The sequence below is a fragment of the Pseudomonas shahriarae genome (assembly GCF_014268455.2).
In the GTDB taxonomy this organism is placed as follows: Bacteria; Pseudomonadota; Gammaproteobacteria; order Pseudomonadales; family Pseudomonadaceae; genus Aquipseudomonas; species Aquipseudomonas shahriarae.
Window position 1 is genome coordinate 293,429 of record NZ_CP077085.1, and the last position, 25,163, is coordinate 318,591.

General features: G+C 61.5%; 22 protein-coding genes. 8 read left to right on the forward strand and 14 right to left on the reverse strand.

Annotated elements, in window-relative coordinates; all coding sequences use genetic code 11:
- From HU773_RS01385 to HU773_RS01395, 3 genes are all read left to right on the forward strand, one after another.
- Complete coding sequence (locus HU773_RS01385) at nt 1-879, forward strand: endonuclease/exonuclease/phosphatase family protein (RefSeq protein ID WP_057439246.1); 879 nt, start codon at nt 1-3, stop codon at nt 877-879.
- Nucleotides 876-2,951: a GGDEF domain-containing protein gene (locus HU773_RS01390; RefSeq protein WP_057957906.1), complete on the forward strand. Its 2,076-nt coding sequence runs from the start codon at nt 876-878 to the stop codon at nt 2,949-2,951. Before HU773_RS01385 ends, HU773_RS01390 begins: the two co-directional genes overlap by 4 nt.
- A 90-nt stretch (nt 2,952-3,041) precedes the next feature.
- Nucleotides 3,042-3,818 (forward strand): N-acetylmuramoyl-L-alanine amidase, encoded by a 777-nt coding sequence (locus tag HU773_RS01395; protein WP_057957907.1) that lies wholly within the window; start codon nt 3,042-3,044, stop codon nt 3,816-3,818.
- 90 nt (nt 3,819-3,908) lie between these two features.
- On the opposite strand, the gene HU773_RS01400 is transcribed toward HU773_RS01395, so the two are convergent.
- Together HU773_RS01400 and algB are read right to left on the reverse strand one after the other, a co-directional pair.
- Nucleotides 3,909-5,696: a KinB sensor domain-containing domain gene (locus tag HU773_RS01400; protein WP_057957908.1), complete on the reverse strand. Its 1,788-nt coding sequence runs from the start codon at nt 5,694-5,696 to the stop codon at nt 3,909-3,911.
- A 10-nt stretch (nt 5,697-5,706) separates the two neighbouring features.
- On the reverse strand, nt 5,707-7,053 hold the full coding sequence (algB, locus tag HU773_RS01405; RefSeq protein WP_032862658.1) for a sigma-54-dependent response regulator transcription factor AlgB: 1,347 nt from the start codon (nt 7,051-7,053) through the stop codon (nt 5,707-5,709).
- 394 nt (nt 7,054-7,447) lie between these two features.
- On the opposite strand from algB, the gene HU773_RS01410 reads away from it, so the two are divergent.
- The 5 genes from HU773_RS01410 to HU773_RS01430 all read left to right on the forward strand — a co-directional run bounded on the left by HU773_RS01410 (nt 7,448) and on the right by HU773_RS01430 (nt 11,812).
- Nucleotides 7,448-7,732: a hypothetical protein gene (locus HU773_RS01410; protein WP_186625925.1), complete on the forward strand. Its 285-nt coding sequence runs from the start codon at nt 7,448-7,450 to the stop codon at nt 7,730-7,732.
- Between the two features lie 80 nt (nt 7,733-7,812).
- On the forward strand, nt 7,813-7,977 hold the full coding sequence (locus HU773_RS01415; RefSeq protein WP_003170804.1) for a DUF1328 domain-containing protein: 165 nt from the start codon (nt 7,813-7,815) through the stop codon (nt 7,975-7,977).
- A gap of 2 nt (nt 7,978-7,979) precedes the next feature.
- Nucleotides 7,980-8,447: an inhibitor of vertebrate lysozyme family protein gene (locus HU773_RS01420; RefSeq protein WP_120731152.1), complete on the forward strand. Its 468-nt coding sequence runs from the start codon at nt 7,980-7,982 to the stop codon at nt 8,445-8,447.
- A 708-nt stretch (nt 8,448-9,155) separates the two neighbouring features.
- Nucleotides 9,156-10,487: a glutamate/aspartate:proton symporter GltP gene (gene gltP / locus HU773_RS01425; RefSeq protein ID WP_057957911.1), complete on the forward strand. Its 1,332-nt coding sequence runs from the start codon at nt 9,156-9,158 to the stop codon at nt 10,485-10,487.
- Between the two features lie 95 nt (nt 10,488-10,582).
- Nucleotides 10,583-11,812 carry a nucleoside recognition domain-containing protein gene (locus tag HU773_RS01430; RefSeq protein WP_057957912.1) on the forward strand — a complete coding sequence of 410 codons (1,230 nt, stop codon included), beginning with the start codon at nt 10,583-10,585 and terminating at the stop codon, nt 11,810-11,812.
- A 92-nt stretch (nt 11,813-11,904) separates the two neighbouring features.
- Here HU773_RS01430 and HU773_RS01435 read toward each other — a convergent pair whose 3' ends face one another.
- From HU773_RS01435 to HU773_RS01490, 12 genes are all read right to left on the reverse strand, one after another.
- Nucleotides 11,905-12,516 (reverse strand): ABC-type transport auxiliary lipoprotein family protein, encoded by a 612-nt coding sequence (locus HU773_RS01435; RefSeq protein WP_057957913.1) that lies wholly within the window; start codon nt 12,514-12,516, stop codon nt 11,905-11,907.
- Nucleotides 12,513-13,451, reverse strand: coding sequence for an MlaD family protein (locus HU773_RS01440; RefSeq protein ID WP_057439239.1), 939 nt, complete (start codon nt 13,449-13,451; stop codon nt 12,513-12,515). The genes HU773_RS01435 and HU773_RS01440 overlap by 4 nt, the downstream gene beginning before the upstream one ends.
- 1 nt (nt 13,452) lies before the next feature.
- On the reverse strand, nt 13,453-14,256 hold the full coding sequence (locus tag HU773_RS01445) for an ABC transporter ATP-binding protein (RefSeq protein ID WP_057439238.1): 804 nt from the start codon (nt 14,254-14,256) through the stop codon (nt 13,453-13,455).
- Nucleotides 14,253-15,401 (reverse strand): ABC transporter permease, encoded by a 1,149-nt coding sequence (locus tag HU773_RS01450; protein WP_057957915.1) that lies wholly within the window; start codon nt 15,399-15,401, stop codon nt 14,253-14,255. The genes HU773_RS01445 and HU773_RS01450 overlap by 4 nt, the downstream gene beginning before the upstream one ends.
- 55 nt (nt 15,402-15,456) lie before the next feature.
- Nucleotides 15,457-16,488, reverse strand: coding sequence for a DUF5924 family protein (locus tag HU773_RS01455; protein WP_169989900.1), 1,032 nt, complete (start codon nt 16,486-16,488; stop codon nt 15,457-15,459).
- Nucleotides 16,489-16,560: 72 nt separating this feature from the next.
- Nucleotides 16,561-17,943, reverse strand: coding sequence for a M16 family metallopeptidase (locus HU773_RS01460; RefSeq protein WP_057957917.1), 1,383 nt, complete (start codon nt 17,941-17,943; stop codon nt 16,561-16,563).
- Between the two features lie 146 nt (nt 17,944-18,089).
- Nucleotides 18,090-19,748 (reverse strand): Na/Pi cotransporter family protein, encoded by a 1,659-nt coding sequence (locus HU773_RS01465; protein ID WP_186625926.1) that lies wholly within the window; start codon nt 19,746-19,748, stop codon nt 18,090-18,092.
- Nucleotides 19,749-19,959: 211 nt separating this feature from the next.
- A complete protein-coding gene (locus tag HU773_RS01470; RefSeq protein ID WP_057442131.1) occupies nt 19,960-20,727 on the reverse strand; it encodes a TerC family protein in 768 nt (255 codons plus the stop codon).
- A gap of 65 nt (nt 20,728-20,792) precedes the next feature.
- Entirely contained in the window at nt 20,793-22,100 is a 1,308-nt protein-coding gene (locus tag HU773_RS01475; protein WP_057442133.1) for a CitMHS family transporter, read from the reverse strand.
- A gap of 336 nt (nt 22,101-22,436) precedes the next feature.
- Complete coding sequence (locus tag HU773_RS01480) at nt 22,437-24,398, reverse strand: DUF7844 domain-containing protein (RefSeq protein ID WP_186625927.1); 1,962 nt, start codon at nt 24,396-24,398, stop codon at nt 22,437-22,439.
- Nucleotides 24,395-24,715: a DUF2388 domain-containing protein gene (locus HU773_RS01485; RefSeq protein ID WP_057442137.1), complete on the reverse strand. Its 321-nt coding sequence runs from the start codon at nt 24,713-24,715 to the stop codon at nt 24,395-24,397. The genes HU773_RS01480 and HU773_RS01485 overlap by 4 nt, the downstream gene beginning before the upstream one ends.
- A 26-nt stretch (nt 24,716-24,741) precedes the next feature.
- Nucleotides 24,742-25,050, reverse strand: coding sequence for a DUF2388 domain-containing protein (locus HU773_RS01490; protein ID WP_186625928.1), 309 nt, complete (start codon nt 25,048-25,050; stop codon nt 24,742-24,744).
- Nucleotides 25,051-25,163 lie beyond the last annotated feature (113 nt).

Here is a 25,163-nt window from a genome sequence, read left to right on the forward strand (position 1 = left end):
ATGCGTCGCTGGGGTACTGAACGAGTGGTTGGCCTGCATGATCCGCAGGTCAACGAACACCACCTGACGTCCACCGGCCTGCCGGCGGATAGCCGGCTGCGCTTACTGAGCTTCAATATCCAGGTAGGCATCAGTACCGAAAAGTACCGCCACTACCTGACCCGGGGCTGGCAGCATCTGCTGCCCCACAACGGTCGGGCCGGCAATCTGCAGAAGATTGGCGACCTGCTGGGCGATTTCGACCTGGTGGCCCTGCAGGAGGCCGACGGTGGCAGCCTGCGTTCAGGCTACGTCAATCAGGTCGAACACCTGGCCCAGCTCGGTGCTTTCCCCTACTGGTACCAACAACTCAATCGCAACCTCGGCCGACTGGGCCAGCACAGCAATGGCGTGCTCAGCCGGTTGAAGCCCTCGGTGATCGAAGACCATCCACTGCCGGGCCCGAAAGGGCGTGGGGCGATTCTGGTGCGCTTCGGCGAAGGGCCCGAGGCGCTGGTGGTGGTCATGATGCACCTGGCGCTGGGGGCACGTACCCGGACCCTGCAGTTGGCCTACATCCGTGAGCTGATTGGCGATTACAAACACCAGGTGCTAATGGGGGACATGAACACCCACGCCAGCGACCTGTTGCAGAATTCTCCGCTGCGCGACCTCGGGCTGCTGGCGCCGCAGGTCGAAGCCACGTTCCCCAGTTGGCGTCCGCAACGCTGTCTAGATCACATTCTGTTAAGCCCGACCCTGACGCTGGAACGCGTGCAGGTGCTGGCGCAGCCCATTTCCGATCACCTGCCGGTCGCGGTAGAGATTCGTCTGCCGGGTTCGCTCACGGCTGATGCATTACCCGCGTTGAGCCCCGGCCCTCGCGGACCCCTTGCATGAGCGACGACGCCCAGCGCTGGAAAGAAAAATACCTGTTAAGCATCGAGCAACAAGAAAAGCTCGAACGTCGTTGGGCTGCGCGCCTCGACTTGCTGCGTCGTGGGCTGGTGCGCAGCACGCTGGCGGCCGAAGGCACGGATCGGGCCGTGGACCAGTGTATGAAAGAGATGCGCGATGTGGTGCGCACCGATGACATGGACGCCGCGCTCGCTGCCTTGTTGCCACGCCTGGAAAAGGCCGTGCTGGACTCCGAGCAACGCCGTGAAACGCGGGTGGATCAGATCAGTACGGCGCTGACCGCCTTGGTCTCGCAATTACAGGCCTTGCCCTTGCCCCGGGAAGTCAGTCGCCCGCTGAAGAGCTTTGCCAAGCAGTTGGATAGCCGAGTCGGCCAGGCGCGGGAAATTCCCCTGCTGCTCAGTGAGTTGAGCGGTCTGCAAGGGCAGGCCCTGAGTAATCTTGAGTCGGATGACGAACCTGCTCGTCCAGGTTTGTTGCAGCGCCTGTTTGGTGGCAAGGAGGCGGGTACAGAGGTTGCGCCGGTTGAGCCCGCTGTTTCTCCGCCTTCCCGGCAACCCCCTGCGGTAGCAGCAAGCCCGGCCACCCCGGTGGTTGAGGATGCGCCCGAGCTGGCCCAGGCCCTGCGTGCCTTCGCGCCACAAGCCCAGGCCCCGCAGCAGCCGGTACTTGAAGTTGCGCCTGCGCCTGCACCTCAGCCTGTGGCGCCTCGGGTTGATGTGGATGAGTGTGTGGCATCAGTGCCTGAGGTTGGCGCTCCTCGCTTATCACCCGTCGAGACGCTCGCGGTCGCCATCGAAACCCCGGAACCGCCCCGACCTGTCGAAGTGAGCCTTGCCCCGCTGCCTGAACGGGCTGTCGCTGCGGTGGTAGTTGCGCCCGAGGTCCTGCCCCTGGTGCCGCAACCGACCGAGATCGGCAGTCTGTCATTGCCGCCTGTGCTGGACGACGAATCGGCTGAAGTTGATCCTGAGGCGCTGTACGCCTTGCCCGATTCGCCCGAGCCGTCCTACAGCTCTGTCGCCAAACATATCGAAGACACCCTGCTCGGCCTGCTGGGCGACCTCGCTCTGCCCGAGCGGCACAGGCCCCAGGCGCAAGCCATGCGCGAACGCCTGGCCCAGGGGCTGAATTGGTACGAACTGCTACCGATCCTCGATGACCTGGCGGTATTGATGCTGGCCATCACCGATAGCGGCCAGCATGAGTTCGAGGCCTACCTCAAGCATCTCAACGAGCGGCTGGAAGCCTTCCAGAGCAACCTGCAGGCGGCCAGCGACGGGCACGCCGACAGCCGCAGCGCCGCGCGCGAGATGGACACGCAAATCCGTGAACAGATGGATGGCTTGCAAAGCAGTGTCCAGGAAGCGGCCGACCTCGATGACCTCAAGCAAGTGCTGGAAAGTCATCTTGAGGGGCTGTTGGGTGCCATGGATGAGCATCAAAGGCAGCGTGACCAGCGTGAACATGAAGTCGCCGCGCGGTTGCAGGGTTTGGCCGAGCGGGTGGCGAGCATGGAGCAGGAGGCCCAGGGCTATCGGGACCACCTTGAGGTGCAGCGCCAGAAAGCCTTGATCGACCCGCTCACTGGATTGCCCAACCGTGCGGCCTGGAGCGAGCGCCTGGAGTACGAGGTCAATACCTGGCATCAACAGGGCAACAGCCTGTCACTCGCGATGCTCGACCTCGACCACTTCAAGCGCATCAATGACAGCTACGGCCATCTGGCGGGCGACAAGGTGCTGAAAATCATCGCCACTGTATTGAGCAAGCACCTGCGCCCGACGGACTTTATCGCACGGTTTGGCGGTGAGGAGTTTGTGCTGCTGATGCCGGATTCGGCGTTGGGCGGTGCGCTGGAACTCGGCGAACGCCTGCGGGCGGCCATCGAGGCGTGCCCGTTTCACTTCAAGGGCGAGCGGGTGACCATTACGATGTCCATCGGCATGGCGCAGTTCCAGCCCGGCGAGCGCAGCGACCTGGCACTCAAGCGCGCTGACGAGGCGTTGTATCGGGCCAAGGCGGCGGGACGCAACCAGGTGCAGGCGGCCTGAAAATTTGTTCCATTTTGTATTGCCGGCCGCTGGCCGGCAAACCGTACGTTACACTGTTGCATTATCGTCTTTAGCGTAATGCCCGTTGCCATGAAATTTCTAGTTACTGCTCTGCTGTTCCTCACCCTCGCCGGTTGTGCGAGTGGCCCGCGGCTGGATACCAGCCACCCATCGGTGAACTTCGATCATCGTATCCAGTTCGTCGTCCTGCACTACACCGCTACCAACCTTCAAAGCTCGTTGGCGCTATTGACCAAAGGCCAGGTCAGCAGCCATTACCTGATTGGCGATGATGCCCGCGCAACCATCTATAAGCTGGTGGATGAAGACAAGCGCTCCTGGCACGCCGGAGAGAGCGAGTGGATGGGGCGTACCTGGCTCAACTCCAGCTCCATTGGCATCGAGATCGTCAATCCGGGTTATCGCGACACGCCAACAGGTCGGGTCTGGTATCCGTACTCCGAGGCGCAGGTCCAGTCCCTGGTGACCTTGCTCAAGGACATCAGCCAGCGCAACCGGATCAACCCGCGATTCATTATTGGTCATAGCGATATCGCGCCTGGCCGCAAACTCGATCCGGGTCCGTTGTTCCCCTGGAAGCGCCTGGCTGATGAAGGTCTGGGGATCTGGCCCGAGGCCCAGGCGGTTGCGCGGTATCAGGCCGAGTACGCCGGGCAGTTGCCGAGCATTACCTGGTTCCAGGAAGAGTTGGCACGCTTGGGGTATGCCACGCCGCAAACCGGTGAATTGGATGTGGCGACACGGCGTGTACTGGCCGCCTTCCAGATGCGCTTCCGGCCGGCGTTGTTCGACGGTACGCCGGATGCGCAAAGTGCAGCGATCCTGCGGGCACTGAACCACCGCTAAGGTCTTTAAGCGCTGCGCGCAATTGATGTGGGAGTCGTCGAGCTCCCTCCTTTGATCGTTGCAGCCTTTGAGTAGCGCGCTGACTGATAGTTACAGCGGCAACGCCATATAGAACTGCGTGCCCTGCCCCGGCCGGGAATAGACCCCCATCCTGCCGCCGTGCAGCTGCACGATCTCCTTGCACAGCGCCAGCCCCAGGCCGGCGCCGCCTTTCTTGCGGCCTACCTGAACAAAAGGTTCGAAAATCCTGCCCTGCTGGCCATAGGCGATGCCTTCGCCGTTGTCCTCCACGCTGATGATCAGCCGTTCGCCATGGCGCCGCGCTTGCAGGCGAATCTGCCCGCCTTCGCTGGTATGGCGCAGGGCATTGCCCAGCAGATTGTCGAGGACTCGCTCCAATTGCGCCCGGTCGGCGTGTAGCCTGGGTAGTTGCGCCTGTGCCTCTATCACCAGGTCGATGTTTTGCGCATTCGCCAGTTCGGCAAAACGCGCGCGGGCATGTTCGAGCAGATCGTTGGTGTCGCAGGGCGCCAGGGTGAGTTTTTGCAGGCCGTTCTGATAGCGGGAAAAGTTAAGCAAGTCGTTGATCAGTTGCATCAAGCGCTGCATTTCTTCATTGACCGTATTCAGCAGGTCGGCTTCGCGCGACTCGGCGGGGAACTTCGCCCGTTCCTGGAACAGCCCGAATGCCATGTGCATACCGGTGACCGGCGTGCGCAGTTCATGGGAGGCGCGCAGCACGAATTCGCTACGCACACGCTCGAAGGCCCGCTGCTCGGTCACGTCATGCAACACCATCACCGCGCCGAGGATGTGCCCCTGGTGGTGGCTGACCGGCGTCATGCTGTAGGTCAGCAGGCGTGATTCGCCTTCGACTTCCACTTCCAGGTCGTCAGGCGCGCGCTCCAGGTTGCCGCCGCGCAGCACCAGATGCAGTTGCTCATCCAGTTCCGGGCGCTGTAACGCTTCGCCCAAGCCCTCTCCCAGGCGGGTCTCGTCCCAACCCAACTGGCGCTGGGCGACCGGGTTGAGGTGTTCAAGACGGCCTTGGCGGTCGATCATCAGCAAACCGTCGTCGATGCTGTCGAGCACGGCCTGCAAGCGTTGCTGGCCGGCGAGCAGTTCATCGACGTTCGTGGCCTGATGCTGACGCAGGGCTTCGGCCATGATGCCAAAGCGCCGGGTCAACAGGTTCATTTCTGCAGCTGAAGAAATAGGCAGCGTGACATCGAAATTGCCTTGGCCGATTTTATCGGCAGCCTTGGCCAGCGCCTCGATCGGCCCGCCAAAGCGCCGGGCGATGCCATGGGCGGTGATGAACCCGATGATCAGCACTGCCAGCCCCACCAGCCCGAGCAGGCCGGCGATCCACAAGGCTCGCTCACGCGATTGCCGCACGGTTTCGCTGATGTTTTCCAGCGCGGTTTTGTGTTCGCTGATCAGCCCATTGCGCAAGGCGTTGAAGCTGGCGGTAAGTTTTGCGTTATTGCGCAGGGACGGCGGCGTACTTTCATTTTCGTCGAAGGCTTCGATAAACCTCAGGTAATCGGCCTTGGCCTGAGTGAGACCGCCGATCCGGTCCACACTTCTCTCATGGGCGATGCCTTGGTCCAGCAGCTTGAAATACTCCTGCTTGGATGTATTCAGCGCGACCGGGTCCGGGGTGTCGTTGAGCATCAGGATCAACTGGTCGCCCAGGGTCTGGCGCAGCTTGAGTCCAAGGTCCAGGGTAATGAAGTTGCTGCGGATCAGGGACTCCTGGGTCTTGGCCATTTGCATGACACTCACCAGCCCCAGCAGCAACCCAAGCAGGGCCACGGTGATCAGCGCAGAGATACTCAGGAACAGCCGCGTGCGCAGTTTCATCGCCAACTTCATAAGGTGCAGCTCACAGGTTGTATTGCTTGCGTTTGCGATACAGCGTCGATGCATCAATGCCCAGGGTCTTGGCCGCCTGGTCCAGGGTATCGCTGGTGGCCAGGACGGCGCCGATGTGGGCCTTTTCCAATTCATCCAGGCTCAACGCCGCACCAATACGCGGGGAATTGTTGGTCGGTTGCTCGGCCATCCCCAGATGGCTGATTTCGACTTTCTCCTGGGCGCAGATGATGCTCGCGCGCTCTACGACGTTGCGCAGTTCGCGGATATTGCCCGGCCAACGGTAGTTGAGCAGGGCTTCACGGGCCTCATCGCTGAAGCCGCGAGCCGGCCGCGCATACTCTTTGACGAAGCGCGCCAGGAAGCGGTCGGCAAGGGCGAGGATATCTTCGCTGCGCTCGCGCAGGGGCGGCAGATGCAAGGTGATGACGTTCAGCCGATACAGTAAGTCTTCGCGAAAACGCCCGTCGCGCACCATGTCTTCCAGGTTCAGGTTGGTCGCTGCCAGGATGCGCACATCGGCGCGCCGAGTGACTGGGTCGCCGACCCGTTCATATTCCTTGTCCTGGATGAAACGCAGCAACTTGGGTTGCAACGTCAGGGGAAAGTCGCCGATCTCGTCGAGAAACAGCGTACCGCCGTCCGCCTGATTGACCCGCCCCAAGGTGCTTTCGCTGGCGCCGGTAAAGGCCCCGCGACTGTGGCCGAACAGCTCGCTTTCCATCAGTTCGGCGGTCAGGGATGGGCAGTTGATCGTGACGCAGGATTTTTTCGCCCTTTTACTCCAGCCATGAATGGCCCTGGCCAGCTCACCTTTACCCGTACCGGATTCACCGAGGATCAGGATATTGGCATCGGTGCCGGCCACTTGGCGGGCGGTTTCGAGCACCACCATCATCGACGGGCTATGGGAGTCGAGGCCATCCTTGGGCTGGCGTACTTCGCCTTCCAGCGCTTCGAGGCGTGCCGACAGCTGGCGCACTTCCAGTTGCTTGGCGGTGGCCAGGCGCAATTGGTCCGGGCTGCACGGCTTGACCAGGTAATCGGCCGCGCCCGCCTGGATCGCATCCACGGCAGTATCGACGGCTGAGTGGGCGGTGACGATCACCACGCGCATCCAGGGCGCCTGGATCCGCATTTGCGCCAGCACATCCAGGCCGTTGTCTTCGCCCAGGCGCAGGTCCAGGAAGCACAGGTCGAACACCTGGCGCTGCAACAAGGCATCGGCCTGGGCCGCGCTGTTGGCGGTGGCGACGGTATAGCCTTCATCTTCCAGGCAGTAGCGGAAGGTGCGGAGGATCGCGGACTCGTCGTCCACTAAAAGAATGCGGCCTTGAAGTTCCTTGGCTGATTCCATCTGTCCCGCGCTCCTTAAATTAAGAATGATTGATCTTGGTTAGTCCCGGAATAATCGGGCAAGTTGCATGGTTTATTCTGATTGATTCAAGGCCCTATCGCGCAGCTATCTAAGACCCTTCCTACTTATATGCCTGGGCAGTGGGTTTTGACCCTTCTTGATGCTTCGGCAGCCCCACAGCCCGTTCTGATCCCTTGATCCGACCAACGACCATCGTGCATTTCGCACGGTGAGGATAGGCGCATCGTGCAGGATGCTGCTGATAAGAAAACCAATGATCTTATAAGCTACTGATTTTATTGGTTTTTATTCGGCGAAAAAACTGGCACGCACTCTGCAATATCTCTCTTACAAGCGTGATTAACGAACAAAACAAATGCGGGAGAGATTCAGGATGACTCGCCAAAGCCTCAAGCCATTGCGTGTATCGCCGCTGCGCCTTCAACAGGGTCTGTTCGCCAGCCTTGCGTTGATGGTGACCTTGATCGGTGGCCAGCAGTTACAGCATTGGCAGCAGAGCCAGGCGTCCACCCCGCAGTTCGAACGCGCACCCATGACGCAGACCCATTTCCGTTCCGTTGGCAGCCACAGCGCCGACGTGACAACCCCACGCATGATGGCCGTTGAACAGGACATCGCCCTGTACGACGAACCTGTCCAGGAACGCTGGGTGTTCTAGGCACGAACCTGCCGCCCCGTTGGGTCGCGACAGGATGGCTACACAGCAGTCACTTCTATAGACGCAAAAGGAGAATCACCATGTTGAGTTGGGCAATCACATTCCTGATCATTGCCATTGTGGCTGCAGTCCTGGGCTTCGGTGGTATCGCGGGCACCGCCACGGGTATCGCCAAGATTCTCTTTGTCGTTTTCCTGGTGATGTTCATCGCTTCCTTCTTCTTTGGCCGTCGCGGTCGAGGCTGAACATGGCCAACTTGTCTTTTAAAACCCTGGCTGCCGCCCTGCTGTTGGGCGGCAGTGGCTTGGCCATGGCCGCTAATGACGGCCAGGCGCGGGCCAATGACCTGCTCAATACCGACCCGCAATATCGCGAAACCTGGCAGGGCGTGGTCAAGCAGGAAGAGCGTTTGCCTGAATGGGTGATCAATCTTTCGGGCACCGCCGAGCAAATGAATGCGGTGACGGAAGACGGTGATGGTTATTTGGTCGGGCCGCTGTGTGAAACGGCCGATACCTGCCTGAATAAACGTCTGATCGTGGCTTTCAGCATGGATAAGGACGATGCCTACGCGATGTTGGTCGAAGTGCCTGCGGGGCTTCCGGCAGACAAGTCACCGACACGGCATGCGGACTACCGTTTTCTTGGCAAGCCGAATGAAGGCATGCAGAAGTTGCTGATGGAGCAACTGAAGAAAGATCCGAATTGGTACTAGGTCCGTCTGCGGGCCTCACCAACATGGAAACCGGCCAACTGCCTGTTTCCGTTTGCACCGCCACCTGACGGCGATGCATGACCAGGGGGCCGGGTTGCTCTGATCAAGGTGGATCGGCGTGACCTACGGGTACAGGGAGTGCCTGCGCAAGGGCCGGGTCAGGAGAAAAGCTGCGACGCAGGTCCGCAGGCCGTTATGGCCTGATGGACTTGCGGCGGGCTTGAGAGTGATCGCTAGGCGCTTATGCCGCCCATAGCTGTAAAATTCCCTTCTGCTACATCACAACCATTTCATAGTGTTACTGCGCGACCATCTATCGAGAAAGTTTGGCCTCGGCCAGACTGGTTTTTCGATGGTATGCGTAGGAATTTTCAAGAGTTTTTCCCTCCCGGCAAAAAAACCGAAAATCCCTGAGCGAGCCTGAAATGGCCGGTTCACGGCATGTATGCCTGACAGAATGTCGCATTCGAACTGACCAAACAGACAGTTTTATTTGCAAAAACCCATGCCGATTCGGCATAGGGTAGGCGTTTACGGCATTAGACTATGCCCCCCCGCATCGGAATAGTTGCGCCTTTTTTCGCTTGCCAGTAAGCCATATCGGCCATCTGCGGTGACCTTCTACGGAGGCTGATGCTCACACTTTTTCGCTCCCGGGCGTTCCAGCTGGCGCATCTGCCTGAGTCCACTTGAAACAAGGGTAATGACATGAAGAAGGCAAAACTAAGCCTCGCCTGGCAGATCCTCATCGGTCTGGTGCTAGGGATTGCAATCGGTGCTGTACTCAACCACTTCAGTGCCGAAAAAGCCTGGTGGATCAGCAACGTGTTGCAGCCGGCGGGCGATATCTTTATCCGCCTGATCAAGATGATCGTGATCCCGATCGTGATTTCGTCGCTGATTGTCGGAATCGCCGGTGTAGGGGATGCGAAAAAGCTCGGTCGGATCGGTGTGAAGACCATCGTTTACTTCGAAGTGGTCACTACCATTGCGATTGTGGTCGGTCTGCTGCTGGCCAACCTGTTCCACCCCGGTGCCGGGATCGACATGAGTACCCTGGGTACCGTGGATATCTCCAAGTACCAGGCGACCGCCGCCGAGGTGCAGCATGAACATGCGTTCATCGAGACCATCCTCAACCTGATCCCGTCTAACATCTTTGCCGCCGTAGCCCGTGGCGAGATGCTGCCGATCATCTTCTTCTCCGTGCTGTTCGGCCTGGGCTTGTCGAGCCTCAAGCCAGACCTGCGCGAACCCCTGGTAACCATGTTCCAGGGCGTGTCCGAGAGCATGTTCAAAGTCACCCACATGATCATGAAGTACGCCCCTATCGGTGTATTCGCCCTGATCGCGGTGACCGTGGCCAACTTCGGCTTCGCCTCGCTGCTGCCATTGGCCAAGCTGGTGATCCTGGTTTACGTCGCCATCCTGTTCTTTGCCTTTGTGATTCTTGGCCTGATCGCTCGCCTGTTTGGCTTCTCGGTGATCAAGCTGATGCGCATCTTCAAAGATGAGCTGGTACTGGCCTACTCCACCGCCAGCTCCGAGACCGTGCTGCCGCGCGTGATCGAGAAGATGGAAGCCTACGGTGCGCCGAAAGCCATTTGCAGCTTTGTGGTACCTACCGGTTACTCGTTCAACCTCGACGGTTCGACCCTGTACCAGAGCATCGCGGCAATCTTCATTGCTCAGCTGTATGGCATCGACCTGTCGGTTGGCCAGCAACTGATGCTGGTACTGACCCTGATGGTCACCTCCAAAGGCATCGCCGGTGTGCCGGGCGTGTCCTTCGTGGTACTGCTGGCAACCCTGGGCAGCGTGGGCATTCCATTGGAAGGCCTGGCGTTCATCGCCGGTGTCGACCGCATCATGGACATGGCGCGTACCGCCCTGAACGTGATCGGCAACGCCCTGGCCGTGTTGGTCATCGCGCGCTGGGAAGGCATGTACGACGATGCCAAGGGCGAGCGCTACTGGAACTCCCTGCCACACTGGCGCACCAAGACCGCGCTGCCGGCTGGCGAGACCAGCCACGGCTGATCCCTGCCTGATTCGCACAAACCCCGGTAAATCCGGGGTTTGTCGTTTCTGCCAGCCCCGCTATCATTCGCCACATATTTAAAGGGGTGTGACTGATGCTTAATGGCCTGTGGCTTGGCTTCTTTGTCGTGGCAATGGTATCGGCGTTGGCGCAATGGCTGGTGGGCGGCAATGCCGGGATCTTTGCGGCGATGGTGGAGAGTATCTTCGCCATGGCCAAGCTGTCGGTCGAAGTGATGGTGCTGCTGTTCGGTACCCTGACCCTCTGGCTGGGCTTTCTGCGCATCGCCGAGAAGGCCGGGATCGTCGAGTGGCTGGCCAAGGCTCTGGGCCCGCTGTTCCTGCGGCTGATGCCGGAAGTGCCGGCCGGTCACCCGGCCATCGGCCTGATCACCCTCAACTTTGCCGCCAACGGCCTGGGCCTGGATAACGCGGCGACGCCGATCGGCCTCAAGGCCATGAAGGCGCTGCAAGAGCTCAACCCGATCCCCAACACCGCGACCAACGCGCAGATCCTGTTCCTGGTGCTCAACGCGTCCTCCCTGACCCTGCTGCCGGTGACGATCTTCATGTACCGCGCCCAGCAAGGCGCGCCCGACCCGACCCTGGTGTTCCTGCCGATCCTGCTGGCCACCAGCGCCTCGACCCTGGTGGGCCTGCTGTCGGTAGCACTGATGCAACGCCTGCGCCTGTGGGACCCGGTGGTGCTGGCGTACCTGATCCCCGGTGCGCTGGTACTGGGTGGCTTTATGGCCTTGCTGGCCACGATGTCGGCGACGGCCCTGGCAGGCTTGTCCTCGATCCTCGGCAACCTCACGCTGTTTGGCCTGATCATGCTGTTCTTGCTGATCGGCGCGCTGCGCAAGGTCAAGGTCTACGAAGCGTTTGTCGAAGGTGCCAAAGAGGGCTTCGACGTTGCCAAGAACCTGCTGCCGTACCTGGTGGCGATGTTGTGTGCGGTCGGCGTGCTGCGTGCTTCCGGGGCGCTGGAGTTTGGCCTGGAAGGCATTCGCCACCTGGTGGCCTGGGCCGGCCTGGACACGCGTTTTGTCGACGCCTTGCCTACGGCGATGGTCAAGCCCTTCTCCGGCAGCGCGGCGCGGGCGATGCTGATCGAGACCATGCAGACCCAGGGAGTGGACAGCTTCGCGGCGCTGGTGGCGGCGACGATCCAGGGCAGTACCGAGACCACCTTCTATGTGCTGGCGGTGTACTTTGGCTCGGTGGGTATCCAGCGGGCGCGGCACGCGGTGGGGTGTGCGTTGCTCGCGGAATTGGCCGGTGTGGTGGCGGCGATTACCGTTTGCTACTGGTTCTTTGGCTAAGGCTTAGATCGCTATCGCAGGCAAGCCAGCTCCCACATCTGAAGGTGTTTACGCATCAGAATGTGGGCGCTGGCTTGCCTGCGATGAGGCCCTCAGCGTTTCGGCGCTGCATTGCCCTGCGCCACCACCCAATCCACCACCTGCTTGTTCAACTGATCCCCCGCCAACCCAAACCCGGCCACCACCGCCGGCACCTGGGTATCACTCACTGGCTGGCGCACTTCAAAGCGCTTGGCCGCCACGATCCGCTGGTCACTGCCGCGCACCAGTCGCGCGTCCAGGCGTATCACCACCTCCACTGCCCCGCCCCGGTACTCGCTCTGGAAGGCCTGCAACTGCCCGCCCAGTTCGAAGTCCGCCTGCAGGTTGGTGTCATCGGTGCTCAGGAACGCCACCCGGCCATCGCGCTGGAAACCGTCCAACAGACGGTTGCGCAACAACACCGGCGCCGGATCGCTCCAGCGCGACTGGGCATAGCTGCTGATCAAGTTGCCCTCGGGGACCACGGCAATGCGCGGGCTGTCGATGAACTCACTGGCCTGTGGCTTGGCCAGGCGCAATGACCAGGTGCCCGGGCTGCCATGGGCTGTGGCCTGGGCTGCCGGTAGTCGATAGACGTTGGATGGATCGGCCTTGGGCAGGATCGAGCAGGCGCTGACCAGGGCCAGGGCCACCGGCAGGATCATTTGGTAAGCACGCTTCATGGCGTGAACTCCTTGTTCTTGTCACTGCCCAGCAGGTACCCGCTGGGGTTGGCTTCCAAGCGACGGGAAATGGCCCGCAGGGAGCCGAGGGTATCGCGCAGTTCGCGCACGGCCGGCGCCAGTTCATTGAGGCCCTGCATGCCGCTGTTCAGGGACTCTTTGTTGTCGCTCAACAAAGTGTTGATGGTCGCGGTGCTTTGCTCCAGGGAGCGCATGGCCCCTTCGGCGCTGCCGAACATCTGTTTGCCCTGGTCGTTGAGCAGGCCGTTGGCGTTGCGCATCAGCGCGGTGGTCTGCTCCAGGGTGGCACCGGCCTGTTTGCTGACCTGGGCCAGTTGCTGCATCACCACCTTGATATCGCCCCGTTGCTCGGCGATGGCCCCGGTGGTCTGCTCCAGGTGTGCCAGGGTGCCGCTCAGGCGATCGACGTTGGCGGGCGAGAACATGCGGTTGGCGTTGTGCAGCAGCAGGTTGATGCTGGTCATCAGGTCATTGCTGTTGTTCAGCAGCCGGGCGATGGGCGATGGCGAGGCGGTGATCTGCGGCAGGTTGCCGTTCTTGCCCTTGAGTTCGGGGCTTTGCGGGGTGCCGCCGCTCAGTTGAATGATCGAGGTGCCGGTGATGCCAGTCAGCGCCAGCTTGGCCTGGGTGTCTTCCTTGATCGGCGTCTGCCCGGCCAGGCGGATGCGTGCCAGGACGCGACGTGGGTCTTTCGGGTCCAGGCGCAGGCTGGTGACATCACCGACCTTGATCCCGCTGTACTGCACCGCACTGCCCTGGGACAGGCCGCTGACCGCTTCGTTGAAGATCACTTCGTAATCCTGGAACGCGCTGTCGACGCTGGACTTGGCCAGCCACAAGCCGAACAGCATGGCGCCGACCACAACGATCACGCTGAACAGACCGATCATCACATGATGGGCTCGGGTTTCCATGTCATACCTCGTTAAGCTGTTGAGCGGCATCCAGTGCCGCACGGCCCCGTGGGCCATGAAAGTATTCGTGAATCCAGGCGTCGTCCGTTTCCGAAACAACATCTATGGCTCCGGCCACCAATACCTTTTTCTGCGCCAGCACCGCCACGCGGTCGGTGATGGTGTAGAGCGTGTCCAGGTCATGGGTGATCAGCAGCACACTCAGGCCCAAGGCATCGCGCAGGGTCAGGATCAACTGGTCGAAGGCTGCTGCGCCAATGGGGTCGAGGCCGGCTGTCGGTTCATCGAGAAACAGAATGTCCGGGTCCAGGGCCAGGGCGCGGGCCAGGGCCGCACGTTTGATCATCCCGCCCGAGAGTGACGACGGGTATTTGTCGGCCGCCGACAACGGCAGCCCGGCCAGGGCCAGCTTCACCGCTGCCAGGTGCTCGGCATCGGCACGGCTGAGACCGGCGTGTTCGATCAATGGCAGGGCGACGTTCTCCGTGACCGTCAGCGAAGAAAACAGCGCGCCCTTCTGGAACAGCACGCCGAAACGCCGCTCCACCAGGGAACGCTCGTGCTCCGCCAGGCTCGGCAGGTTCTGCCCGAAGACCCGCACCTGGCCTTCACTGGGCTGGCGCAGGCCGACGATGCTGCGCAACAGCACCGACTTGCCGCTGCCCGAGCCGCCGACCACGGCGAGGATCTCGCCCTTGTACAGGTCCAGGTCGAGGTTTTCATGCACGCTTTGCGGGCCAAAGCGGTTGCACAGGCCACGGACTTCGATCACCGCCTCGCTGGGCGCACGCTGTAAACGGCTCACCAGCCCATCTCCATAAAGAACAATGCGGCCACCGCGTCGAGCACGATCACCACAAAAATTGATTGCACCACCGCAGAGGTGGTGTGGGCACCGACCGATTCGGCGCTGCCGCTGACCTTGAAGCCTTCCAGGCAGCCAATGGCGGCGATCAGGAAGGCGAAGAACGGCGCTTTGACCAGGCCCACCAGCAAATGCTGGACGCCAATATCCGATTGCAGCAGCGAGAGGAACATCGCCGGCGAAATATCCAGGGCCACGGCGCACACCACGCCGCCGCCGATAATTCCGGAGATCATGGCGAGGAAGGTCAGCATCGGCAGCGCCACCAGCAACGCGAGAACGCGGGGCAGCACCAGCAACTCCATGGGGTCCAGGCCCAGTGTGCGGATGGCGTCGATTTCTTCGTTGGCCTTCATCGAGCCGATCTGCGCGGTGAAGGCACTGGCGGTACGGCCGGCCATCAGGATTGCCGTGAGAAGGACGCCAAACTCCCGCAGGAAGGAGAACGCCACCAGGTCCACGGTGAAAATACTTGCGCCGAAACTTTCCAGCACCGTGGCGCCGAGAAACGCAACCACGGCGCCCACCAGAAAGGTCAGCAAGGCGACGATAGGCGCGGCGTCGAGCCCGGTCTGTTCGATATGCGCCACCATCGGCGTCAGGCGCCAGCGCTTGGGCCGGAACACGCCACGGGCGAGGGTTTCGAGGATCAGGCCGATAAAGCCGAGCAGCTTCATGGCATCTTGCCAGACGGTATCCACCGCGCCGCCGATGCGCGCCAGCAGTTGGATGCCGGCGCTTTCCTGCGGCTCTTTGACGGGCACACAGAAATCATTCAGGGAGCGGTAGACGGTCTTGAGCAGCGCGCGGTCGGCGGCGGGCAGACTGCAGTCGGACTGTTCGGCGGAGTGCTCGATGCGCTCGGGCCCTAACAGTTCCACGAGCAGCGAGGCGCCGGCAGTGTCTAGCGCGCCCAGGCCGTTGAGGTCGACGCGGGTGCTGGCGTCGTACTGGCCGTCGAGGCTCGCCGACAACCGCTTGAGGGCGCTGTAGTGGGCCAGCGTCCAGTCCCCGGTGACCCTGAGTTGGGGCGGTTGGGTGGACGCGTCCAGGTGGGCATTGCCTGCCGTTGTGCTACTGGTCATAAGCTCCGAGCTTGTTTGGCTATTCCACAATTGCTATGTAATAGCACGATCCATCCTACTTTGGCGTGTCCGTTGGTGCTGTGTCCGTGACTTTAAAGCGCAACACGCCGATCACCTGGCCATCTTCGGTCAGCACCCGCACTTGCCAGCGGCCCGCGGCATTCGCCGGGAAGTTCTGCTTGTGCGTCCAGGCCCGATAGCCTTCCTTGCGCCCGCCATGGATGTCCAGGGCAATGCGGTCGACCTCTTTGCCGTTGAACTGCCACACATGGTAGATGCGCTCGTCCAGGCCGCGCGGTGCGTTGATCGCGGTGTAGGCGTACAGGCCGCTGCTGCGCAGTTGGCTGGCGCTGACTTCCTTGAGGTCATCGCCGGGGGTACGGTCCTGCAATTGGGTGCTGATTGCCACTTCGCTCATCCACAGGGTCGCCGGCGGCACCCAACTGCGCAGGAACCAGCCCGCGCAACCGATCGCCGCCGTCACGCCCAGCAGCATCAGCCACCCCTTGACGCTGCGCAGTGGCAGGCTTACTGCCAGGCTGGGGATCGACAAGGCCATCGCTACGCCCAGGGCCAGTTTGTAACTTTCGGCGGTGGTCAGGTGCAGGATGATCGGCAACGCGGTGAGCAAGGCGGCAAATAGGGTCAGGGTGTGCAGCGCCAGAAACAGCGAGCGCTTGGGTGCCAGCCATTTGTAGTACAGCGGGTCGGTGATCGAGACGAGTGCGGCGGCGCCCAGCAAACCGGTGAAGATTGCCTGGCTGCTGTTCCAGGTGGTGGTGACAAAAAAGAATGGCAGGACAAAAAACAGGCTTTCCTGGTGGATCATTTGCGTGGCGTAGCGCAGCAGCGGCTCGGGGATTTCCCGCTTGAAGACCTTGCTGAACAACTGGGTGAAGCTGTTCTCCAGCATCAGCCACAGCCAGCTCACCAGCATGATGATCGCGATCCAGCTGGCCATGCCTTGCTGGCGGTCCACCAGGATAAAGCTGCCCACCCCCGAGATAAAACCGCCGAGTGCGATCACCCCTGGGTAGCGCTTCATCAGTTCGAGGATGCGCTGGATGAGATGGGTCAGGTTTGGCATTCGGCGGTTCGCAGTCTTTGTAGGAAAAAATCCCAGACAGAATAACGTCTTAGCCCTCTGAGTGGCGTGCGATTACGCAACTGCTTTGCGATAACGGAGCACGCCAATCAGCCCAATGGCAATCAGCCCCAGCACGCCTGCGGCGATCCAGCCCAGGGCGTCGTAACTGAGCAACGGCTTTTCGATGCGCCAGTAGCCGGGCTGGTTGAGCAACTGGCGCATAGCCTGGTTGGTTTGCGCCAGGCTTACGGCCTTGATGCGCTTGGCCGGGTCGCTGAAGCGGCCATCGGCGTAGTCGGCCAAGGCGCCCCAGTAATAGTCGGCCAGGCCACTGTTGCCCTGCACGGCCCATGCCTGGCGGTCGATGGCAGCTTGTTGCAGGCGGCTAAAGGTGACTCGGTCGAGGCCATCCTCAAGCAGCTTGGCCTTGAGGTTTTCGAGGACGTGTTCGGCTTCAGGCAGGTTGTCGCGGTCCAGGTCGGCGTTCAGGCTCATGAACCCCACGCCGCCCAGCACTTCGCGCTCGCTCCGCGGGCCGTAGGACAGGCCATGCTGCAGGCGCAACTGGCGATACAACGTCCAATCCAGATAGTCCTTGAGCAGGTCGTAGGTCGCGTCGTGCTGGTCGTCCAGTATCGGCTCGGGAAACAGCCAGTGCAGCTTGGCGCCATCGCCGACCCAGCCACGGACCAGGTCACGCTGGGTCGCTGCGGCCTCAAGGGTTTGCGGTAAGGCCCGGTGTTCACTGGGGTCTACCGGCTCGAGCTGGCCATAGGTGCGTTCCAGATAGGCCGGGAGCAGTTTGTCGAGGTCGCCGACGATGATCAGGGTCATGTTGTTGGGGGCGTACCAGTCCTGGCGTACCTTTTCCAACTGGGCGCGGGTCAGGTGCTCGACTTCGGCACGCTCGGCGCATTTGAGGCCCAGTTCCACCGCCAGTTGATTGCTGGCGTTGTGGCCCAGGTCCTGGCGATCCAGCAGGCGTTGCAGGTGCGAAGAGTGGCCGCCGTCTTCGCGCTCCACCACCTGTTTGGCCGCGTTGATTGCGGCGTCGCTCAGCTCGGTACGGGTCACGATTGCCATCAGCAGGTCCAGCACCTTGCGCTGGTTGCGCGCCGGGGCTTCGATGACGAAGGTGGTGTCGGCATTGCTGGTGTAGGCGTTCCACTCCCCGCCCAGGGCCTGCATCTGTTCTTCCAGTTCGCCCTCGCCGCCGCCATTGATGCCGCTGAATAGCAGGTGCTCCAGCAGGTGCGGCAGTTCCTTGTCCGCGCAACTGAAGTCGTCCAGGCCTACACCGACCACCAGGCGGATCGCCACGTGCCCACGTTCGGTGCCCGGCTTGAGCAGCAACTGCAGGCCGTTGGGCAACAGATAGCCTTCGACCTGCAAGCGGTCAAAGGCAAAGGCGTGGGCCGAGCCTATGAGCAGGCAGGCGAATAACAGGCGACGCATAACGGGGTTCCTGGCGGGTGATGACTTTGGGAGCAGCCAGTGTGTCAGGCATGCATTTTTCTGCTGACACACCGCTATCGCGGGCAAGCCCGCTCCCACATTGGTTGGGCGGTGTTTTTAACTGACTCCCCGGGCGTGCGGTTCGTTCAGGGCGAATGGGTGATGTCGGCAATATTGTCCGCTGCCAGCGCGCCGGTCTCGGAGGTTTCCAACACTACATAAGCACTGCTGCAAAACAACGAGTTCAGGCGTTTCATGTCGGCAATCAGCTCCAGGTGCAGGGAGCTGGTCTCGATACTTTGCACGATCTTGCGTTGCAGGCGGCTGACGTGGGCGTGGGCCAGGCGCCGTTCCTGGGCGCGAAAGCGGCGCTTCTCGCGCAGTAATTGGCGGGCGCTTTCCGGGTCGGCGCTGAGGAATACCGACAGGCCCAGGCGCAGGTTGGAGATCAACTGGCTGTGCAGGTCGGCCAGTTCCTCCAGCCCGACTTCGGAAAACGAGCGACGCTGGGAGGTTTTCTGCTGCTGGACCTTGCGCAGCATGCGCTCGATCAAGTCGCCGGCCAGCTTCAGGTTGATCGACAGCTCGATGATTTCGGCCCAGCGCCGGCTGTCGTGCTCGCTGAGGTCCTCCCGGGGCATTTGCGCCAGGTACAGCTTGATCGCGCTGTAGAGCGCCTCGACATCATCGCTGAGGCTGCGCATTTCCTGGGTGATCGCGGTTTGTTTGCCGCGCAGCACTTCCAGCGTGGCGGTCAGCATGTTGTCGATCAGGTCGCCTAGGCGCAGGGTTTCCCGCGCGGCATTGGCCAGGGCCAGGCTCGGCGTGGTCAACGCCGTGGGGTCGAGATGGCGGGGTTTGGCCAGGCCATTGGCCTCTGGGCGCTCCGGCAGCAGCCAGGCACACAGGCGTGCCATGGGGCCGATAGTCGGCAGCAGAATCAGGCAGCGGGTGACGTTGTAGAGCAGATGAAAGGTGATGACCATGCCCTGGGCGCTGTAGTCCAGGGTGTCCATCCACTGCACCAGCGGGTCAAGGACGGGAATGATCAGCAACAGGCCGATCAGCTTGTACAGCAGGCTGCCCAGGGCCACTTGGCGGCCGGCGGCGTTTTGCATGCTGGTGCTGAGGAAGGCCAGCACGCCGCTGCCGATATTGGCGCCGATCACCAGGCCGATGGCCACATGCAGGCCAATCACCCCGGCGCCGGCCAGGGTCGCGGTCAGCAGCACGGCGGCCAGGCTGGAGTAGGAAATCATCGCAAACAGCGCGCCCACCAGGGCATCGAGCAGAATGTCGCCGGTCAGCGAGGCGAACAGCACTTTGACGCCCTGGGCCTGGGTAATCGGCCCGGCGGCTTCGACGATCAGTTGCAGGGCGAGAATGATCAGGCCCAGGCCGATCCCCACCCGCCCCATCTGCCCGGCGCGTGTCTGCTTGCGCGACAGGAAGAAGATCACCCCGAGAAAGATCAGCAGCGGCGACAGCCACGACAGATCCAGGGTCAGCACCCGCGCCATCAATGCGGTCCCGACGTCGGCACCGAGCATGGTCGCCAGGGCGGGGGTCAGGCCCATCAGGCCCTGGCCGACAAACGAGGTCACCAGCATCGCCGTGGCGTTGCTGCTTTGCACCATGGCGGTCACCAGGATCCCGGCAATGAACGCCAGCCAGCGCCTGGCCATGTTCTGCCCGATGACTTGGCGCAGGTTGGAACCGTAGACCCGCAGGATGCCAGTACGGACGATATGTGTGCCCCAGATCAGCAGGGTTACCGCAGAAAGAAGATTGAGCAGGGTCAGCATGCTCGGCCCCCTGTATTGAGTCGTGCTCGAAGTGGAGCAAAAAGTGCCGCGTGCCGTTTTGGGTTGTGTACTTAAGCTGTAGTTGGCGAACGGCCTGTGCGCCAGCATCGCATAGCTAAAGTCGGCTTTGAAACAAAACTGTCATGAAATCAGCTTTTTGCAGGCGAAAAAAAGGGGCCCGCATGGGGCCCCTCATTCGGTCATCGCAGGTTTACTGGCCCGGAATGTCCTTGCGCAGTTTCACTGGATCCTGCTGCTTTTTCTTCTTCGCGATGGCGCTACGCATCTTGATGTTGACCGCTTCTACCGCCAGGGAGAACGCCATGGCGAAGTACACGTAGCCTTTTGGCACGTGGACGTCGAAGGATTCAGCGATCAGCACGGTACCCACGATCAACAGGAACGACAGCGCGAGCATTTTCAGCGACGGGTGCTTGTCGATGAACTCACTGATGGTGCCAGCTGCCAGCATCATCACCAGTACCGCTACGATGATCGCCGCGACCATGACCGGAACGTGGGAAACCATACCCACGGCGGTAATCACCGAATCCAGGGAGAACACGATGTCGATGATCGCGATCTGGATGATGGTGTAGATGAACTTGCCACCCTTGCCTTTCGGCTCTTCGTGGGTTTCGTCTTCACCTTCCAGGGCGTGGTACATCTCCTGGGAGCTTTTCCACAGGAGGAACAGGCCGCCGAAGAACAGGATCAGGTCGCGACCGGAAATACCCTGGCCTGCAATGGTGAACAAGTCGGCGGTCAATTGCATGACCCAGGTGATCGACAGCAGCAACAGGATCCGCGTGACCATGGCCAGGGCCAGGCCGAAGATCCGGGTGCGCGCCTGCATATGCTTGGGCATACGGCTGACCAGGATCGAAATCATGATGATGTTATCGATGCCCAGGACGATCTCGAGAGCCGTCAAGGTGAAGAAGGCAATCCAGATCTCCGGATTGGTCAGCCATTCCATATGTGTTCCTTTGCGCGAGTGTTAGACCGCGCCGGCAGTAGGACCGGCGCAGTGGGTTGTTACGATTATAGAGTGCTGAACAGCGGGAATGTGCCCAACAACAATGCAGCGAACATTATGCACAGGCATACCAATACTGCCCACTTCAGGGTGAAGCGTTGGTGATCGCCAAATTCGATACCGGCCAGGGCGACCAACAGGTAAGTCGAGGGCACCAGCGGGCTGAGCAAGTGTACCGGCTGGCCAACGATTGAGGCACGGCCCATTTCTGCGGCGGTGATTCCGTAGTGGCTGGCGGCTTCGGCCAATACCGGCAGTACGCCGTAGTAGAACGCATCGTTGGACATGAAGAAGGTGAACGGCATGCTCACCAGCGCGGTGATCACCGCCAGGTACGGGCCCAGAGCCTCAGGGATGACCGCCAGCAGGCTCTTGGACATGGCGTCGACCATGCCAGTGCCCGACAGGATGCCGGTGAAGATACCCGCGGCGAAGATCAGGCCGACCACTGCCAGCACGCTGCCCGAGTGGGCGGCAACGCGGTCTTTCTGCTGCTGCAGGCACGGGTAGTTGACGATCATCGCGATACTGAAGGCCACCATGAACAGCACAGGCAGCGGCAACAGGCCGGCGATCAGGGTGCACATCAGGGCCAGGGTCAGGGCGCCGTTGAACCAGATCAGTTTCGGGCGACGGGCATCGGGGAACTGCGAGACGCTGATTTCGCTATGGTCGACTTCATCGCCTTGCAAGTGCAGCACACCCAGACGAGCACGCTCGCGCAGGCCGTACATATAGGCGATTACCAGAATGGCGACCACGCCGGCGGCCATGGCCGGGATCATCGGTACGAAAATATCCGAGGGGTCCACGTGCAGCGCGCTGGCGGCGCGGGCGGTCGGGCCGCCCCAGGGCGTCATGTTCATCACGCCACCGGCGAGGATGATCAGGCCGGCCATGATCCGCGGGCTCATGCCAATGCGCTTGTACAGCGGCAGCATGGCGGCCACGCAGATCATGTAAGTGGTGGCACCGTCGCCATCCAGGGACACCACCAGTGCCAGTACGGCAGTACCGACGGCGACTTTAAGCGGGTCGCCCTTGACCAGCTTGAGGATCTTGCGCACGGCCGGGTCAAACAGGCCAGAGTCGATCATCAAGGCAAAGTAGAGGATGGCAAACATCAGCATCACGCCGGTGGGCGCGAGCTTGGTGATGCCTTCGAGCATCATCGGGCCGATCTTTGGCGCAAAGCCACCGAACAGCGCGAACAGGATCGGCACGATGATCAGGGCGATCAGCGCCGACAGGCGCTTGGTCATGATCAGGAACATGAACGTGATGACCATGGCAAAGCCAAGGAAAGTCAGCATAGGAATACTCCAGGCGTAGCGCGGCTAGGGAATGGCGAACCGGGTTGGGGTCAGCGCAGAACGAAAAGCGCGAGGCGTACGGGGGGAGTCGGGAAAAACAGGCGGGTAGGAGCGGACATCAGAATCACCATTGTTGTTGTTAATTGGGCCCCTGGGCGTAGAAAAGCTCAGGTTGGCCAACCGGTCTATTGCCGGTAGTGAGGGCGATCCTAATCGCGAAAGCTTTCAGCCAGCTTTCGCTGGGTAAACAGGCGATGAACAGATGCTTCGTGGGATTGGTCTGGTTTTGATGTCTGTAAGGGCGCTATCGCGGGCTTGCCCGCGATGCTGTTGACCTTAAGGCAGTTGCAGGCCACCGGCCGCCTTGTGCAAGGCCCGCAGATGTTCGCCCACCTGCTTGAGATTGGCCTCGCAGGCGGCAATCTCTGCAGCCCGCGAAGGCTCCAGCAGTGCCCTCACCTCTTTGTCCAGGTCGCCGGTCAACGATTGCAGCTGTTTCTGGCGTGATGCGCTTTCCGACTCCAGGCGTTGCCACTCCTTGGGTTGGGGCAATCCATAGCCGCCGCTGCCGAGCAGCTCCGCCGGGCGGCTGAGGAAGCCGCTGTTGGCGAGGATCTGCTGCAAGGTGGCATCGGCCTTGGCCATGCCGCCGTTCTTCAGCTCACGGGCACCGAGGTAGCGTTGCTTGACCTCGTCCTGGGCGAGCATCAGCTGTTTGCGAAAGCTGGCCTGTTCCAGCAGCAGCAAGGCGGCGCTGGTGCGCAGGTCAGCCTTGTCGAACCAGGTCCTGCGTTGCTCGGCGCTCAAGGCCAGCCAGTCTTCGACCTGGGTCTGCGGGATCGGCAGGTGTTTCTTCAGCACCTCGAACATCGCCTGGTAGCGCTCGCGGAAGGAGTCGAAGTGATAGCCCAGGCGCAAGGCTTCGCGGCGGTCATCCAGCACGCTGGTGTCGGCCAGCCCACGGGCCTTGAGCACTTCGAGCAAACCGTTGGGGGTGATGTTGTCCAGGGTGGTCAGTTGCGGGTTGGCGCTGCCGCTGCGCAGCAGTTTCAGGCCTTCGACCGCGCAGTTGTTGGAGAGGAAGTAGTAATTGCCGTCGTAGCTCCAGTGCATTTCGGCGGCGTGTTCGACGGTGTCGTTGATCTCCTGGCGCGTGAGGATCAAGGGCACCGACGCCAGGCCGCGCAGTTCGGTCTTGGTGTATTCGTCGATCACCTGGGCCAGGGGCAGTACAAACAGACGTGAGGGGTACTTGCCTACCAGTCCGTCCCAACTCGATAGCTGCACGTCGCCCACGAATGCGCGGTAGGACAACACCAAGTGCTGGTCCAGGTCCAGGCGGCAATCCGGGCCACGGGGGCGGCCCGGGGCGCAGATCACCAGGCGCAGCATGCTGTGGCCCCAGCGGCTCACCAGGTTCTGGTTGGCCTCGGCCAGCAGGTAGTCGATGGCGTACACGCGCTCGGGATCGACCTGGCCCAAGGGCGTCTTGGCAAAATCGTTACCGGCATTGAGGAAGGCGAAAGTGTTGGTGCAGGTGTCCTTGGCCGGCGGGGCCCAGCCGAAGTGTGCCTGGTAGTAGCGATACAGCGCAGGACGGCGGCAGGCGTAGCTCGGGTCGAGGAGGAAGTACTCCATGTTGACCGCGACGAACTCCTTGGGGTTGGTGATTTCGTACAGGTCCGGACTACGGGCCACTTGCCGATTGTGTTGCTCGCGCTCGCCACGGCGGCCGACGTATTGCGGCCAGCCGGCCAGGTCGAGCAAGCGCGGGTCGTCGCTGAGGGTGAAACGGCGGTCATTCTGGCCACGGCATTGATCGGGCAGGCCAATCAGGCCGGTGATGTTGTTCTGGCGGCTGCAGCGCTGGATCAGCGAGCGCTGGTCCTTGGGCCACAGGCGCGCACGGTCATAGATGTGGGTCAGTTCATGCAGCACGGTGGCGAGCAGTTCCCGGCGCACGGTGCCATGGGGGCGCTGAGTCTGCTGGGTGGCGGCGGTGCCGTCCGTGAGGCTGGCCAGCAGCTTGCGGTTGAGGTCCAGTTCCGAGACCAGTGACGCCTGGCCATAGGCATTGGCGGGCATCTCGTCGGTCCAGCCGACGTCGATGCGCCGGTCCAGTTGCTCGATGAAGCGCGGCGGCAGCGCCTGCATGGCTTCATCAAGCAATGCCTGGCTGGCCTGCTGTTGGGCTGGGCTCAAGCCGTCGGTCTTGAGCCGTAGTTGCAGGCTGGCCTGGGCGGCGCTGCCTGCCAGCAGTACCGTCGCAGCCAATAGCCAGGCGGTGAAGCGCCTCACAATGCGAGGATGGCTTCGGCGAGGACCTGGTCGCTGGCGTCGCGGGCTTCTGGCACGCGGGTGCGCAGGGTGTCGAAGGCGGCTTCCAGTTGCGCGCCACGGATATCGCCATTGCTGGCGACAAAGCTGGCGGCATCGTCGTGGGCTTCGCGCACGACTTTGGAGTCACGGATGGAGGTGGTTGTGTCCGAGGTGAAATCAATGGTGCGGCCGAAGGCACGAACAATGATGTTACTGGTAGCCACGAGGGTTTGAGCCTGGGCGATATCGGCCAGCAGGAACAGGCCGAGAACAGCAGCGATCAACGGGCGACGCATGGAACGACTCCAAAGAGAAAGGATGATTATTGGACGAGAATTGCCTGGGCCAGTTCAAAGTCACTGGACTTAAGTTTTGGTTGGGTGCGACGCAGATAATCCAGTGCACTTTCCAGCCGGGCGCCTCGCCATTGGCCGTCAGTGGCAATAAACGCGGCAGCGTCATCCTGGGCGGCCAGTAGCAATTTACGGTCGAACGGCGCCGAGGTCACTTTGCTGGTGGCATAGGCACTGGCGACGAGGCCTTGCGTGGACACATCAAAGGCCTGGGCAGGCCCGGCCCCGCACAGGGCAAGCACTGTGGGAACAATCAACAAACGGTATGAAAAAGCCATGGGACTCGACAACTGAAAACGAGCGCCAAGGCTAGCGTAATGCCCGGGCGAGAGCCAGCGCGGGCACCTCTATGTAGGAGCTGGCTTGCCGGCTCCTACAAAACAGCTCCGGC

Excerpts from the sequence above, each read along its gene's own strand:
- HU773_RS01385 (WP_057439246.1), top strand. The coding sequence starts at position 1 with ATGCGTCGCTGGGGTACTGAACGAGTGGTTGGCCTGCATGATCCGCAG.
- HU773_RS01390 (WP_057957906.1), top strand. The coding sequence starts at position 876 with ATGAGCGACGACGCCCAGCGCTGGAAAGAAAAATACCTGTTAAGCATC.
- HU773_RS01395 (WP_057957907.1), top strand. The coding sequence starts at position 3,042 with ATGAAATTTCTAGTTACTGCTCTGCTGTTCCTCACCCTCGCCGGTTGT.
- HU773_RS01400 (WP_057957908.1), bottom strand. The coding sequence starts at position 5,696 with ATGAAGTTGGCGATGAAACTGCGCACGCGGCTGTTCCTGAGTATCTCT.
- algB (WP_032862658.1), bottom strand. The coding sequence starts at position 7,053 with ATGGAATCAGCCAAGGAACTTCAAGGCCGCATTCTTTTAGTGGACGAC.
- HU773_RS01410 (WP_186625925.1), top strand. The coding sequence starts at position 7,448 with ATGACTCGCCAAAGCCTCAAGCCATTGCGTGTATCGCCGCTGCGCCTT.
- HU773_RS01415 (WP_003170804.1), top strand. The coding sequence starts at position 7,813 with ATGTTGAGTTGGGCAATCACATTCCTGATCATTGCCATTGTGGCTGCA.
- HU773_RS01420 (WP_120731152.1), top strand. The coding sequence starts at position 7,980 with ATGGCCAACTTGTCTTTTAAAACCCTGGCTGCCGCCCTGCTGTTGGGC.
- gltP (WP_057957911.1), top strand. The coding sequence starts at position 9,156 with ATGAAGAAGGCAAAACTAAGCCTCGCCTGGCAGATCCTCATCGGTCTG.
- HU773_RS01430 (WP_057957912.1), top strand. The coding sequence starts at position 10,583 with ATGCTTAATGGCCTGTGGCTTGGCTTCTTTGTCGTGGCAATGGTATCG.
- HU773_RS01435 (WP_057957913.1), bottom strand. The coding sequence starts at position 12,516 with ATGAAGCGTGCTTACCAAATGATCCTGCCGGTGGCCCTGGCCCTGGTC.
- HU773_RS01440 (WP_057439239.1), bottom strand. The coding sequence starts at position 13,451 with ATGGAAACCCGAGCCCATCATGTGATGATCGGTCTGTTCAGCGTGATC.
- HU773_RS01450 (WP_057957915.1), bottom strand. The coding sequence starts at position 15,401 with ATGACCAGTAGCACAACGGCAGGCAATGCCCACCTGGACGCGTCCACC.
- HU773_RS01455 (WP_169989900.1), bottom strand. The coding sequence starts at position 16,488 with ATGCCAAACCTGACCCATCTCATCCAGCGCATCCTCGAACTGATGAAG.
- HU773_RS01460 (WP_057957917.1), bottom strand. The coding sequence starts at position 17,943 with ATGCGTCGCCTGTTATTCGCCTGCCTGCTCATAGGCTCGGCCCACGCC.
- HU773_RS01465 (WP_186625926.1), bottom strand. The coding sequence starts at position 19,748 with ATGCTGACCCTGCTCAATCTTCTTTCTGCGGTAACCCTGCTGATCTGG.
- HU773_RS01470 (WP_057442131.1), bottom strand. The coding sequence starts at position 20,727 with ATGGAATGGCTGACCAATCCGGAGATCTGGATTGCCTTCTTCACCTTG.
- HU773_RS01475 (WP_057442133.1), bottom strand. The coding sequence starts at position 22,100 with ATGCTGACTTTCCTTGGCTTTGCCATGGTCATCACGTTCATGTTCCTG.
- HU773_RS01485 (WP_057442137.1), bottom strand. The coding sequence starts at position 24,715 with ATGCGTCGCCCGTTGATCGCTGCTGTTCTCGGCCTGTTCCTGCTGGCC.
- HU773_RS01490 (WP_186625928.1), bottom strand. The coding sequence starts at position 25,050 with ATGGCTTTTTCATACCGTTTGTTGATTGTTCCCACAGTGCTTGCCCTG.